This window comes from Bacillus pacificus, from assembly GCF_020861345.1.
Taxonomy (GTDB): domain Bacteria; phylum Bacillota; class Bacilli; order Bacillales; family Bacillaceae_G; genus Bacillus_A; species Bacillus_A pacificus.
Map to the genome: position 1 here is coordinate 5,208,302 of NZ_CP086328.1, position 14,011 is coordinate 5,222,312.

Annotated in this window: 14 protein-coding genes and 1 riboswitch; of the genes, 12 read left to right on the top strand and 2 right to left on the bottom strand. The window is 35.8% G+C overall.

The window, feature by feature from the left end:
- Window positions 1–80: 80 nt before the first annotated feature.
- The 3 genes from LMD38_RS26795 to LMD38_RS26805 all read left to right on the top strand — a co-directional run bounded on the left by LMD38_RS26795 (window position 81) and on the right by LMD38_RS26805 (window position 3,136).
- Window positions 81–1,652 (top strand): GAF domain-containing sensor histidine kinase, encoded by a 1,572-nt coding sequence (locus tag LMD38_RS26795; protein ID WP_000485089.1) that lies wholly within the window; start codon window positions 81–83, stop codon window positions 1,650–1,652.
- A gap of 20 nt (window positions 1,653–1,672) precedes the next feature.
- Window positions 1,673–2,320, top strand: coding sequence for a response regulator (locus LMD38_RS26800; protein ID WP_000695782.1), 648 nt, complete (start codon window positions 1,673–1,675; stop codon window positions 2,318–2,320).
- A 189-nt stretch (window positions 2,321–2,509) separates the two neighbouring features.
- Window positions 2,510–3,136 carry an FMN-dependent NADH-azoreductase gene (locus tag LMD38_RS26805; RefSeq protein ID WP_000246724.1) on the top strand — a complete coding sequence of 209 codons (627 nt, stop codon included), beginning with the start codon at window positions 2,510–2,512 and terminating at the stop codon, window positions 3,134–3,136.
- 61 nt (window positions 3,137–3,197) lie between these two features.
- Here LMD38_RS26805 and LMD38_RS26810 read toward each other — a convergent pair whose 3' ends face one another.
- The gene (locus LMD38_RS26810) at window positions 3,198–3,869 is read right to left on the bottom strand and encodes a transcriptional regulator YeiL (protein ID WP_000868835.1); all 672 of its coding nucleotides are present in this window, start codon (window positions 3,867–3,869) and stop codon (window positions 3,198–3,200) included.
- Between the two features lie 106 nt (window positions 3,870–3,975).
- Here LMD38_RS26810 and LMD38_RS26815 point away from each other — a divergent pair, with 106 nt between their 5' ends.
- From LMD38_RS26815 to LMD38_RS26830, 4 genes are all read left to right on the top strand, one after another.
- Window positions 3,976–4,671, top strand: a complete 696-nt coding sequence (locus LMD38_RS26815) for a YjjG family noncanonical pyrimidine nucleotidase (protein ID WP_000760168.1) — start codon at window positions 3,976–3,978, stop codon at window positions 4,669–4,671.
- Window positions 4,672–4,942: 271 nt separating this feature from the next.
- Window positions 4,943–5,048, top strand: a riboswitch (SAM riboswitch).
- A 92-nt stretch (window positions 5,049–5,140) separates the two neighbouring features.
- Window positions 5,141–6,439: a bifunctional O-acetylhomoserine aminocarboxypropyltransferase/cysteine synthase gene (locus LMD38_RS26820; protein ID WP_016719039.1), complete on the top strand. Its 1,299-nt coding sequence runs from the start codon at window positions 5,141–5,143 to the stop codon at window positions 6,437–6,439.
- Window positions 6,423–7,328: a homoserine O-acetyltransferase MetA gene (gene metA, locus LMD38_RS26825; RefSeq protein WP_001121522.1), complete on the top strand. Its 906-nt coding sequence runs from the start codon at window positions 6,423–6,425 to the stop codon at window positions 7,326–7,328. Before LMD38_RS26820 ends, metA begins: the two co-directional genes overlap by 17 nt.
- A 141-nt stretch (window positions 7,329–7,469) precedes the next feature.
- On the top strand, window positions 7,470–8,765 hold the full coding sequence (locus tag LMD38_RS26830) for a homoserine dehydrogenase (protein WP_016719037.1): 1,296 nt from the start codon (window positions 7,470–7,472) through the stop codon (window positions 8,763–8,765).
- Window positions 8,766–8,788: 23 nt separating this feature from the next.
- Here the strand turns inward: LMD38_RS26830 and LMD38_RS26835 are convergent, their stop codons facing one another.
- Window positions 8,789–9,415, bottom strand: a complete 627-nt coding sequence (locus tag LMD38_RS26835) for a YczE/YyaS/YitT family protein (protein ID WP_000946665.1) — start codon at window positions 9,413–9,415, stop codon at window positions 8,789–8,791.
- Between the two features lie 98 nt (window positions 9,416–9,513).
- On the opposite strand from LMD38_RS26835, the gene LMD38_RS26840 reads away from it, so the two are divergent.
- The 5 genes from LMD38_RS26840 to LMD38_RS26860 are packed head-to-tail and all read left to right on the top strand — an operon-like array spanning window position 9,514 to window position 13,979.
- Window positions 9,514–10,491: a LacI family DNA-binding transcriptional regulator gene (locus LMD38_RS26840; protein ID WP_000181973.1), complete on the top strand. Its 978-nt coding sequence runs from the start codon at window positions 9,514–9,516 to the stop codon at window positions 10,489–10,491.
- A 10-nt stretch (window positions 10,492–10,501) separates the two neighbouring features.
- Window positions 10,502–11,383 carry an SGNH/GDSL hydrolase family protein gene (locus tag LMD38_RS26845; protein WP_141114906.1) on the top strand — a complete coding sequence of 294 codons (882 nt, stop codon included), beginning with the start codon at window positions 10,502–10,504 and terminating at the stop codon, window positions 11,381–11,383.
- Window positions 11,380–12,297 carry an ABC transporter ATP-binding protein gene (locus tag LMD38_RS26850; RefSeq protein ID WP_016719035.1) on the top strand — a complete coding sequence of 306 codons (918 nt, stop codon included), beginning with the start codon at window positions 11,380–11,382 and terminating at the stop codon, window positions 12,295–12,297. Before LMD38_RS26845 ends, LMD38_RS26850 begins: the two co-directional genes overlap by 4 nt.
- Window positions 12,290–13,282 carry a DUF2705 family protein gene (locus LMD38_RS26855; RefSeq protein ID WP_001206473.1) on the top strand — a complete coding sequence of 331 codons (993 nt, stop codon included), beginning with the start codon at window positions 12,290–12,292 and terminating at the stop codon, window positions 13,280–13,282. Before LMD38_RS26850 ends, LMD38_RS26855 begins: the two co-directional genes overlap by 8 nt.
- 19 nt (window positions 13,283–13,301) lie before the next feature.
- Window positions 13,302–13,979, top strand: coding sequence for a uracil-DNA glycosylase (locus tag LMD38_RS26860; protein WP_000432538.1), 678 nt, complete (start codon window positions 13,302–13,304; stop codon window positions 13,977–13,979).
- Window positions 13,980–14,011 lie beyond the last annotated feature (32 nt).

A 14,011-nucleotide genomic window follows, 5' to 3' on the forward strand; every position in this document is an offset into this window, starting at 1 on the left:
ATGTTACGAATAAGTACAAAGTGAAAAGTAGATGATTTATGTTAGGAACTATGTAAAATCTTGTATGTAGGAGACGAATTATGTTTCAAGAGAATCGTACAAATGAATTAGTTATATTAAAAGAGATTGCAGAAACATTAAATACATCAAATGATACATATCATGTATTGCAAGCAGTACTAGAAAAATTGCTGAGTGTAACAGGTTTAACGACAGGATGGATATTTCTTGCGGATGAAGATGGTAGGTATACAAAATTAATTGATTATCAATTACCAGAGGCACTTACATATGAAAACAAACGTCCGATGTGTGAAGGGGAATGTTGGTGTTTACGTGGCTTTGTTGATGGAAAATTAGAACGAGCTGTTAATATTATTGAATGTAAAAGAATTAATAATGCAATTGAATATAATTGGGGAGATACAGAAGGAATTCTTCATCATGCTACGGTTCCTTTAAAGGCTGGAGGAGAAAAATTTGGTTTGTTAAATGTGGCAAGCCCAGGTAAAACACATTTTTCAGAAGAAGAATTAGTATTGCTTCAATCAGTTGCCTTCCAAATTGGAACGGCTTTAAAACGAGCAAAGTTATATGAAAATGAAAAGCGAAGAGCACATTATTATGTGAAATTAGAACGGTTCATTCAAGTTTTAAGAACGATTCATCAATTTAATATATTGCCTGAAAAAGTTGTAGATCAATTAGGTGAAGTGTTTCAGTGGAATCAAGTCGCATTCTTTATTAGGGAAGAGAAAGAATTATCCTTGCGGGCATCTTATTGCCAGGAAGAATTGCAAGAGGATATAAAAAAAGCAGCGAAAGAAGCATTAGAAAAAGGTGAACCTATTTTATTAAATCATCAAGTCAGTCATAAGGTAGCCTCTAATAGGACGGTTATTGCTACACCAATACAGATTCAAACGCACATATTTGGTGTTTTATGTGTTAGTTCAAATAATGGTGAATTTGATGTGAATACGATAGATGTACTTCAAGCAATTACAAATCATATTTCCTTCGTGATAGAAAATTTAAGGTTAAATGAGCAACGGCGTGAACTTGTACGAATGGAAGAAAGAAATCGGTTAGCAAGGGATTTACATGATTCCGTCTCACAAAAGCTATTTTCGTTAACCTTTATGACAAAAGGCGCTGAGGCAGTTTTAAAAGGTCAAAATGAAAAAGTGGATCGATCTTTGCATGATATGCGTGAACTAGCGCAAGGAGCTTTAAAAGAAATGAGGACGTTAATTTGGCAACTACGTCCAGCGGGTTTAGAGAAAGGGTTATTACCAGCTTTAAAGCAATATGGTGAAAGTTTGGGATTGAAAATTCGGGAACAAGTTACAGGTGTCCGTGATTTACCACGTGTAGTAGAGGAAGCGCTATGGAGAATTGGACAAGAAGCTTTAAATAATGTAAGTAAGCATGCGAATGTTAGAGAAGCGACGATTTATTTCAAAGTGACGGAGAAGAATGTATCATTAGAAATAGTAGATCAAGGAAACGGCTTTGTAGAAAAGGATATAAAAGAGAAGAAATCACTTGGCATGACTACGATGCGCGAAAGAGTAGAATTAATCGGTGGAACAATTAAAGTTGTAAGTGATAAAAAAAGAACAAGTGTAAAAGTAAACGTACCATTATGATGTGAAAATGAGGGAAGTTTGTGAAAATAAAAGTATTGTTAGTGGATGATCATACAGTCGTTTTAAAAGGATTAGCATTTTTCTTAAGTACACAGGAAGATATAGAGTTAGTTGGAGAAGCAAGCAATGGGAAAGAGGCACTAATAAAAGTAGGGGAGACGAATCCTGATGTTGTGCTAATGGATTTATATATGCCCGAAATGGATGGTGTTGAGGCGACAGCGTGTATTAAAAAAGAATATCCAGATGTGAAAGTAATTGTATTAACTAGCTTTTCTGATCAGGCGCATGTGTTACCAGCATTAAGGGCTGGAGCAAGCGGGTATATTTTAAAAGATGTAGAACCGGATCAGCTTGTTGAGGCTATTCGAAGTGCATATAAAGGTAATATTCAATTACATCCTGATATAGCAAATGCTCTTCTCTCTCAAACATTACCTGTAGAAGAAAAAGAAGAAGAGCCTTCTATTCAAGTGGATGTGCTAACAGCGAGAGAAAATGAAGTATTGCAGCTATTAGCGAAAGGGATGAGTAATAAAGAAATCGCTTCTGTTTTAGTTATTACAGAAAAAACGGTAAAAGCTCATGTAAGTAGTATTTTGAGTAAGTTGAATTTATCTGATCGTACGCAAGCGGCATTATATGCAGTGAAAAATGGAGTTGTATAAGACGAAAGTCGTAAGACCTAGTTCGCCTTTAGAAGGTGGACTTTTTTTATGGAAAAATACGTCTATGTGAGGACGAAATTGTCTTGATATAAAGATAAAATATGTTTGTAAGCAACAAAACAACAATTACAAGGGATACCTTTTTAAAAGCATATAACAACATAAGAGTGAGTAGTAGGAGGAAAAACAATGGCAACAGTTTTATTTGTAAAAGCAAACAACCGCCCAGCGGAACAAGCAGTTAGTGTGAAATTATACGAGGCATTTTTAGCGAACTATAAAGAAGCACATCCAAATGATACAGTAGTAGAACTTGATTTATATAAAGAAGAATTACCATATGTAGGCGTAGATATGATTAATGGTACATTCAAAGCAGGTAAAGGATTTGATTTAACTGAAGAGGAAGCAAAAGCAGTAGCAGTTGCTGATAAGTATTTAAATCAATTCCTAGAAGCTGATAAAGTCGTTTTCGGTTTCCCATTATGGAACTTAACGATTCCAGCAGTATTACACACATATATTGACTATTTAAACCGAGCTGGTAAAACATTTAAATATACGCCAGAAGGCCCAGTTGGTTTAATTGGTGATAAGAAGATTGCATTATTAAACGCGCGCGGCGGTGTATATTCTGAAGGTCCAGCAGCTGAAGTAGAAATGGCTGTTAAATATGTAGCAAGCATGATGGGCTTCTTCGGTGCAACAAACATGGAAACAGTAGTTATTGAAGGACATAATCAATTCCCAGATAAAGCAGAAGAAATCATTGCAGCTGGTCTTGAAGAAGCAGCTAAAGTAGCAAGTAAATTTTAATTGAAAATAAAATCGTCACTCAAAAAAGTAGCATTAACAGATAAACGTTAATGCTACTTTTTTATATTTTAAGTTCGTCAGCTAGTTTTTCTAACTGAATTCGATCTTGTATGTAATAGGTTCTTCCATCTTTCCGTAAGTAATTTTGTTGGCAAAATTGGTTTAATACATATAAAAGGTGACGGTAGCTAACATTTAAGTATTCCGAAACCTCGGTATGTTTTTCTATATAACTGTTATTTTGTTCTGTTAATAGAATAAACGCCGCTAATCGATTTTCGAACGGATAACTATTATTTTTAGCATAACTTTCTGTTCGGGTAATGGTTTTCTCACCGATAAATTTGCATAGTTTCTGTAGAAAGGTAGCATCTTGTAACAAAAGATGCTGACAATCCTTAAGAGGAAGCGCTAAGCATATACAATCTTCAATTACTTCCACCGTTTTCGTAATAGATTCTACGCCAATTAATCCTAATTCCCCAATGAACGAAGGTGCCTGAATAAAGTTAATCAAAGAGACCTTTCCGTTTTTGTGACTCATATATATTTTTGCTTTCCCAGCAATTAAGTAATAAAGATAAGGAACATCGACCCCTTCATTACATATCTTTTCTCTTTTCTGAAAGGAATGTAGTTCAGCATACGGTAAGATATCAAAAGAAAAAAGAGTATGGAAATTGTAAGTTTGTATGTAATGAGAGATTTCTTCGCTATTTCTGCTGACTTTCATGTTTTCACCTCATGTTTAGTATGAGATATCTCCTATTATTTTTACAAGAAAGAATGATACGATTTACGTAAATTTGTTTTTGTAGAAAAGAGAGTGTGAAGGGCTTATGAAAAAATATAAAACATTATTATTCGATGTAGATGATACATTGTTAGACTTTCAAAAGGCAGAAAAATCGGCATTACGTATGCTTTTTGAAGAGAAAGGGATGTTTCTAACTAGCGAAATTGAAGCGCAATATAAAAAAATTAATAAAAGTCTTTGGACTGCTTTTGAAGAAGGTGAAATAAGTCGTGATGAAGTTGTAAATACACGATTTTCAATTTTGTTTAAAGAATACGGGGAAGAAGTAGATGGGATATTATTCGAAAATAATTATCGCAGTTACTTAGAAGAAGGAAATCAGCTCATGGAAGGTGCTTTACAATTTATAAATCAAATTCAAAGTGAGTACGATTTATATATAGTGACAAACGGTATTTCTAAGACGCAAGATAAACGATTACGTAATGCAGGGTTACATGCCTTGTTTCAAGATATTTTCGTTTCTGAAGATACAGGTTATCAAAAGCCGATGAAAGAGTATTTTGATTATGTTTTTGAAAGGATCCCTAACTTTGTTCCTGAAGAAGGGCTCATTATTGGGGATTCGTTAAGCGCTGATATGAAAGGTGGATATGTAGCGGGAATTGATACTTGTTGGTTTAATCCAGAAAAGAAATGTAATAATAGCGAGATTGTGCCAACATATGAAGTGCAAAATTTTGAAGAGTTATACGCGTTATTGAAGCAACATGTGTAATGAGAATAGGCAGTGGAACTTTCGTCTCTACTGCCTATTTTTTATTGGTAGTTTCATTATGTTTTGGAAGTAGAAATGCATTTCCGATAGCACCTGCTCGAATCGTTTGTAATAGTAAATTAAGTGAAGGTTTTAAAAGGTCTTTTTCAAATGAATATAGAATATATTTCTTTTGTTATGTACATTAAATTCCTTGTAGTTAATTTAGAACATTCAGAAAAACTGATTGACATTAGGAAATTATTGCTATAAAATCAACGGTAATTGCATAGTCTTATCAAGAAAAGGTGGAGGGACAGGCCCGATGAAACCTTGGCAACAGCCGTATAACGGAATTGTGCCAAATCCTGCAGGTAATAAACCCTGAGAGATAAGAAAGAGCCTTTAGAGCGTGTTTTCAAACTGCTCCTTTCTTGTTTTCAGGAAAGGGGCAGTTTTTTATTTTGTATAAAAGAAAGGAGAATAAGAGATGGGAGAATCATGGGGGAAAGGAACAATTTGCGTGCAAGGTGGCTATACGCCAAAGAATGGTGAACCGCGTGTTTTACCGCTTTATCAAAGTACAACGTATAAATACGATACTTCGGATGATTTAGCAGCCTTATTTAATTTAGAGGCAGAAGGATATATATATACGCGTATTGGAAATCCTACTTTAGCTGCATTTGAGCAAAAGCTAGCAGATTTAGAGGGTGGCGTAGGAGCTGTTGCAACGGCTTCTGGGCAGGCTGCTATTATGCTTGCTGTTTTAAACATTTGTAGTAGCGGAGACCACTTGCTTTGTTCTTCCACAGTTTATGGCGGGACGTTTAATTTATTTGGAGTGAGTTTGCGTAAGCTTGGTATCGATGTTACATTCTTTAATCCGAATTTAACTGCTGATGAAATTGTGGCCCTTGCTAATGATAAGACGAAACTCGTTTATGCAGAATCGCTAGGAAATCCGGCGATGAACGTTTTAAATTTCAAAGAACTTTCAGATGCAGCGAAAGAGTTGGAAGTACCTTTTATCGTGGATAATACATTAGCAACTCCTTATTTATGCCAAGCATTTGAACATGGAGCAAATATTATCGTTCATTCTACGACGAAATATATTGATGGTCATGCAAGTTCGTTAGGTGGCATTGTTATTGACGGAGGGAACTTCGATTGGACAAACGGGAAATATCCTGAACTAGTTGAACCGGATCCAAGTTATCACGGCGTAAGTTACGTTCAAAATTTTGGTGCAGCAGCTTATATTGTGAAGGCACGTGTTCAATTATTAAGAGACTACGGAAACTGTATGAGCCCATTTAATGCGTATGTTAGCAATATCGGCTTAGAAACATTGCATTTACGAATGGAGCGTCATAGTGAAAATGCTCTTGCAGTTGCTAAGTGGCTTGCTGATCATGAACGTATTGAATGGGTGAATTATCCGGGATTAAATAGTAATGAAAATTACTCGTTAGCACAAAAGTATTTGAAAAAAGGTGCTAGTGGTGTTTTAACATTCGGCATTAAGGGAGGATTAGAAGCAGCAAAAGAATTTATCGCAAATGTAAAACTAGCAACTCTCGTAACGCACGTGGCTGATGCGCGAACTTGCGTTATACATCCCGCAAGTACAACACATAGACAATTAAGTGCTGAAGATCAGCGCTTAGCTGGCGTCACATCAGATTTAATTCGTCTATCAGTTGGTATAGAAGATGTTTCGGATATTATTGCAGATTTAGAAGCAGCGCTAGTCGGAGGCAAACAACATGCCGATCATAATTGATAAAGATTTGCCAGCTCGCAAAGTGTTGCAGGAGGAAAATATTTTTGTAATGACAAAAGAGCGAGCAGAAACACAAGATATCCGGGCATTGAAAATTGCTATATTAAACTTAATGCCTACAAAGCAAGAAACAGAAGCGCAATTACTTCGTTTAATTGGCAATACACCGTTGCAATTAGATGTACATTTACTTCATATGGAATCACACCTGTCCCGTAATGTCGCACAGGAACATTTAACGAGTTTCTATAAAACATTCCGTGATATTGAGAATGAGAAATTTGATGGACTCATTATTACAGGAGCACCAGTTGAAACCCTTTCTTTTGAAGAGGTAGATTATTGGGAAGAGCTTAAACGTATTATGGAGTATTCAAAAACGAATGTAACATCTACGCTTCATATTTGCTGGGGGGCACAGGCTGGTTTGTATCATCATTATGGTGTTCAAAAGTATCCTCTTAAGGAAAAAATGTTTGGTGTATTTGAACATGAGGTTCGTGAGCAACATGTGAAATTGTTACAAGGGTTTGATGAGTTATTTTTTGCCCCGCATTCTCGTCATACGGAAGTACGAGAGAGTGACATTAGAGAAGTGAAGGAGTTAACGTTATTAGCCAACTCTGAGGAAGCGGGCGTTCATCTTGTTATTGGGCAAGAAGGAAGACAAGTGTTTGCGCTCGGTCATAGTGAATATAGTTGTGATACGTTAAAGCAAGAATACGAGCGAGATCGTGACAAAGGGTTAAATATTGATGTGCCGAAAAATTATTTTAAGCATGATAATCCAAATGAGAAGCCGCTTGTAAGGTGGAGAAGCCATGGAAATCTATTATTCTCTAATTGGCTAAATTATTACGTGTATCAAGAAACCCCTTATGTATTATAAAAAAAGATTGTGTAACACGTGGCAACGTTTTCTCTGCAGTGGTTAACTTATATTTTTCCGAATGTTCTAAAAACATTGTTTTTCAGATTTTTTACTCATATAATTTCATCTAAACACAATTTTTGAGGGGTGGACAGTATTATGAAAGAAATTCAAGTTGGCTTATTAGGTCTTGGGACAGTTGGTAGCGGTGTAGTTCGTATCATTACAGATCACCAAGAGCGACTGATACACCAAGTAGGTTGTCCTGTAAAAGTAACGAAAGTGCTAGTACAAAATATTGAAAAAGAGAGAGAAGTAGAGGTACCTTCTACTCTATTAACGCAAAATGCAAATGAAATTTTAGATAATCCAAATATTGATGTTGTCATCGAAGTGATGGGTGGCATTGATGACGCAAAATCGTATATTTTACAAGCTTTACAAAGCGGGAAGCATGTTGTGACTGCCAATAAAGATTTAATGGCGTTACATGGAGCGGAACTCTTAGCGGTAGCAAAAGATAATAAAGCAGATTTGTTTTATGAAGCAAGTGTAGCCGGAGGGATTCCGATTTTACGAAGTATCGTAGAGGGACTTTCTTCAGATCTTATTACGAAAGTAATGGGAATTGTAAATGGAACGACAAATTTTATTTTGACGAAAATGTCAGATGAAGGGAGAGCATATAACGACGTGTTAAAAGAAGCTCAGCAACTTGGATTTGCAGAAGCAGATCCAACATCAGATGTAGAAGGTTTAGATGCAGCAAGAAAAATGACAATTTTGGCTACCCTTGGTTTCTCTACAAATGTAGAGCTTGGAGATGTGAAGGTAAAAGGCATTACTTCTATTACAGAAGAAGATATTGAATACAGTAAGAGTTTAGGATACACGATTAAATTAATCGGTCTTGCGAAGCGAGATGGTGAGAAATTAGAGGTTACAGTTGAACCGACATTACTCCCAAATACACATCCTCTTGCGGCCGTGCAAAACGAATATAACGCTGTATATGTGTATGGTGAAGCAGTTGGAGAAACGATGTTTTATGGACCAGGTGCAGGAAGTTTACCGACAGCAACAGCTGTTGTTTCTGATTTAGTAGCTGTAATGCAAAATATTAGATTAGGGGTAACAGGAAATAGTGCTGTAGTCCCGCAATATCAAAAAGTATTAAAAGAGCCAGACGAAATTGTTGTGAAGAAATTTTTAAGACTTCATGTGAAAGATGAAATTGGTGTATTTGCAAAAATTACTTCGTTATTCTCTGAGCGTGGTGTTAGCTTTGAAAAGATTATTCAGATGCCACTTGAAGAGAAAGGAAAGGCTGAAATTGTCATTGTAACGCATCGTGCATCTCTTGCTGATTATGATTATATTCTACATACGTTGCAAGGGTATGAAGAAATAGATTGTTTGAAAGCAAACTACCGAATTGAAGGAGATGCTAAGTAGTATCTCTACTAATAAAAAACCTATTAAGCAGCTTGCTTAATAGGTTTTTTTCTATTTAAAATTTGTGTACCAACTTGAATAAATGCTTGTATAATCCAGCCTGTTGTAAAGGATAAAATAATTGTTCCAAAATAGATAGGTCCATCTAATAAGAAGCTTAATGTTAAAAATAAGAATGCTAACGAAATTTCTGTCCTTCTAAATGTCCATTTCTTTTTCTCAGCAACTGTTAAAACGAAAGCTTCTTGAGGTGCTGCGCAAAGATTTGTAGAGACGTAAAGACCAATACCGGCTCCAACGAATAGATTTCCGCAAATAAGTGTTATATATTTTGGAAGAGAACGGATAGCGTCCATAATAGTCGTAATGGAACCAATCCAATCAACAAAAAGAGAAATAAGAACCATTGTTACAATTGTACCGATCGTAATTTGTTTTTTATTCCAAAAGAGTACGATAAGGGTAAAAGCAAAGTTAATCATGAAAATCCAAAAACCGATACTTATCCCAAAATTTTGATATAGTGCAATAAAGAAGGAATCATAAGGGCTCAGTCCAAAGGAAGTAATTGTCGTCATCATATTAATGCCGATGGCGAGAATGAGTAGACCGCCAATGAAAAATATATGTTCTAATTTGACTCGAAGCATAGTTGTATATCCTTTCAAAAAGTATTTGCTAGGAAAGGATATATTGTGGAAAGCTTACCAGGTCAAGGGAGAATTTTTGCAGGGAAGGGGAAAATGAGATGACGAATATAAGAAAGATTGCTGAACTTGCTGGGGTATCTGTTTCAACTGTTTCACGTGTACTAAATAATCATCCATATGTGAATGAACAGAAGCGAAAAGAAATTTTAGCAATTATAGAAGAATTAAACTATACGCAAAATGTGAATGCAATTCATTTAGTGAAAGGGAAAACGAATGTCATTGGCGTTTTATTACCGCATGTAAATGACCAATATTATAGTGCTATTATTGAGGGAATATCAAAGGAAACAGCAAAGAATAATTATAATATGATGCTTTGTCAGACGAATTATAGCGAGGAGAGAGAATTAGAAATTTTGAATATGTTAAAAATGAAAAAGCTTGATGGGGTTATTATATGTTCGCGGGCAAATAGTAAGGAAAAGCTCGAAGAATATACGAAATTTGGTCCTATTGTTATGTGTGAAGAAATAGACTCGAACTACATTTCGAGTGTGCATATTGATTATTATAAAGTGTTTTCGCGCGGGATGAAGAGCTTAATAGATGCGGGCCATACAAGTATTGGGTATTGCATTGGAAGAAGTAACAGTATTAATAGTCAAAGAAGAAAACAAGCATATGAAGATTCGCTTCAACAGATTGCTGTAACACCGATAGAGGCTTGGAAGTTTAAAGGCTGTTTTACGGTGGAAGATGGGCGTAATGTAATTAGGGAATTGGCCTCTATGTCAGTAAAACCAACAGCGTTTCTTGTATCTTGCAACCATATTGCAGCGGGAATGGTAACAGAAGCGAAAAAACAAGGAATTCGTATTCCAGAGGATATTACGATTATCGGTTGTGATGATCAAGATGTAGCAGACATTTTAGGTATTACGACGATTTCATATTGTAGTAAAAATGTTGGCGTGAAGGCATTTGAATTATTATATGAAAAGATTAATGATAAGCAAATCGATATAAAGCACGTAGAGTTATTGCCACAATTAGTACATAGGGAAACAACATAATAGATAAGGTTTGAAAATCGCTTTTCAAAATTGCGTTTGGTATAATTATGGACAATCTATGAGGGCTAAAAGGGGTTTTGATATGAGATCAAAAGTAGTTAAAGTAATTCTACTCATTACAATTGCATCTTTCTGTTTATTTGCATATGGCTTTGTTTCAGGTGTAAATGATGTATTAAATCCGAAAGCTTCAAATTTAATTAAAAAGACCGATGTAGTAGCAAAAGAGAAAAAGAAAACAGGAACGTTACAAATCGTTAGTTTAGGTGATTCATTAACACGCGGTGTTGGTGATAAAGAAGGAATTGGCTATATTGGACGGATGAAAGAAGATTTACAAAAAGATTATAAGCAAAAGGTTGCCTTAACGAACTTAGCTGTTAGTGGTGCGAAAATGCCTGATTTATTAAAACAAATTGAGAGTAGTGGCGCTCAATATTCAATTAAACAAGCAGACGTAATCGTTTTAACGATTGGAGGAAATGATTTATTTCCAGGCTGGGAATCGCTTGGAAAGATAGATTTAGAAACGTATCGTCCTGATACGGAAACATTCCAAAATGAAGCGAAGAAAATTATAGAAGAAATTCGTAAGTTAAATACAGATAGCCCAATTTTTTGGCTAGGTTTATATAATCCTTTTGAAGATGTAGAAGATTTAAAGGGGTCTTCAAACATTGTTGTAGACTGGAATGCATCTTTAGAAAAATTGGCGGTAAATAATAAAAATGTGTATATTACACCGACATTTGATTTGTTCCAAAACCGTGGGAAAGATTTATTATACTCCGATCATTTTCATCCGAATGAAATAGGGTATACATATATGGCGGACCGATTAGTTCAAAATGTAGCAAGTAAATTAAAACTAGAACAAGGAGGGGTAAAATGACGACGATACTTTCCGTACGAGACGTGAAGAAGGTAATTGGAAAGAAGACTCTTGTAGAGAATATTTCTTTTGATGTAACGCAAGGAGAAGTGTTCGGCTTCCTAGGACCAAATGGTGCTGGAAAGACGACTACCATTCGAATGTTAGTCGGATTAATTAAGGCGACAGAAGGTACAATTTCTATCGGTGGTTATTCGATTAAGGAAAATTTCAGAGAAGCGATGCGTCAAATTGGGAGTATCGTTGAAAACCCAGAGTTGTATACATATTTAACGGGATGGGAAAATTTAAAGCAATTTGCCCGTATGTTAGGTGATATATCAGATGAACGTATTATGGAAATTGCTCAAATGGTTCATTTGGATGAAAGAATTCACGATAAGGTAAAAACATACTCACTCGGTATGAAACAGCGCCTTGGCATTGCACAAGCGCTTCTTGGAAATCCTAAATTGCTCATATTAGATGAGCCGACAAACGGTTTAGATCCAGCTGGAATTAGAGAGCTTAGGGAATTTATACATAAGCTTGTAAAAGAAGAAAATATGAGCGTATTTATTTCCAGTCATTTGCTAAGTGAAGTGCAAATGATATGTGATCGCGTTGCTATTATTCATAAAGGAAAGATGATAACAGTTGCCAAGGTTGAAGAGTTAATTAAAACAGCAAGTGACCGTGTAGAATGGATTGTTACGCCGATTGGGAAAGCAAAAGATATGCTAGAAGATGCTGAGGAAGTAAGAGAAGTGAGTATAGAAGGTGATCGATTACTATGCCGTATGAATATCGCATCTATAAGTAATTGGAATAAACATTTTGTAGAAAACGAGATAGATGTACATAGCGTTAAAGAACTTGTATTTACGCTAGAAGATTTATTTATTGAACTCACAAGGGGGGAGCAGCATGCGTGAATTTGCGAATCTAGTTTTAAATGAATCAGAAAAGATTTACCGCAAGAAACGTATTTTTGTTGTCATGCTTATTTTAGCAATCTTAATCCCACTTTTTGTGTACGCGCAGTATCGTGAAATAGAAACGACACAGAAAAGGCTCGGTACAACTGATTGGAAGGTTTCATTACAACAGCAAATTGTTGATTCTCAGAACCGGTTGAACAATTCTAGGTTGCCAGAAGAATGGCGTGATTGGTTAAAGGTAAGAGTTGAGCAGCAACAATATTATTTAGATCATGATATTAACCCGATGGCACCGGGCGCACCGACTTTTGTCAGAGCGTTTATTGAACAAGGGATTACGTTATTTATTCCGCTTCTCGTAATGATTGTCGCCATTGATATCGTTTCAGGAGAACGAAGTGATGGGACGATGAAGATGTTACTTACGCGGCCGATTCGGCGCTGGAAAATACTCCTTAGTAAATACGTAACGATGTTATTTTTCATTTCGCTCATACTGTTTCTTGTAGGTTTGTTTGCTTACATACTATCAGGGCTTGTATTTGGATACTCGGGATGGAATTTACCTGTTTTAACAGGATTCGTCATTGATAAGGAAACGTTAAATACGAATTTTGTACATCTTATTCCGCAGTGGCAATATATCTTGATGGCATATGGATTAGCTTGGTTTGTTGCTATCGTTGTCGGAACTATATCATTTATGGTCTCTGTTTTAATTCGTAATACACCAGCTGGTATGGGCGTTATGCTAGCTGCATTAATTGCAGGCGGTATTTTAAGCTCGTTCGCAACATCTTGGGAAGGCGCGAAATATATTTTTAGTGTGAATTTATCATTAACGGATTATTTATCAGGAAAACTACCTGCATTACAAGGTTTATCGATGGAGTTTTCTTTAATGAATTTAACGGTTTGGGCAGTTGTTTCCCTTATTATTTCGTTTGTAGTATTTACAAAACAGGATATGGTGAATTAATTGGACAGGAAGTGAAAGCATGGAAAATGTTTTAAAAAATGATTGGGGGCCACTATTGGCACCAGAATTTGAGAAAGAATATTATCGTAAGCTAGCTGGTTTTTTGAAAGAAGAGTACAGTACACATGTTGTTTACCCAAAGAAAGAAGATATTTTTAACGCTCTAGAGTATACAAGTTATGAAAATACAAAGGTCGTTATTTTAGGACAAGATCCATATCATGGACCAAATCAAGCGCATGGTTTAAGCTTTTCTGTGCAACCCGGTATTAAAACGCCACCGTCGTTGTTAAATATGTATAAAGAACTTCGAGATGAATATGGGTATGATATTCCAAATAACGGTTATTTAGTAAAGTGGGCAGAGCAAGGCGTTTTATTATTAAATACTGTATTAACAGTTCGACAAGGTGAAGCAAATTCTCATAAGGGAAAAGGATGGGAGCATTTCACAGATCGCGTAATTGAGCTATTAAATGAACGTGAAAAGCCAGTTATTTTCATATTGTGGGGACGCCATGCACAGGCGAAGAAAAAATTAATTACAAATACGAAGCACCACATTATCGAATCTGTACATCCAAGCCCACTATCAGCAAGACGTGGTTTCTTCGGAAGTAAGCCATACTCTAAAGTAAATACGATTTTAGCTAATATGGGCGAGAGGGAAATTGATTGGGAAATTCCAAATTTGTAAATAAAAAAGGTAGTTAACAGTCGTTAACTACC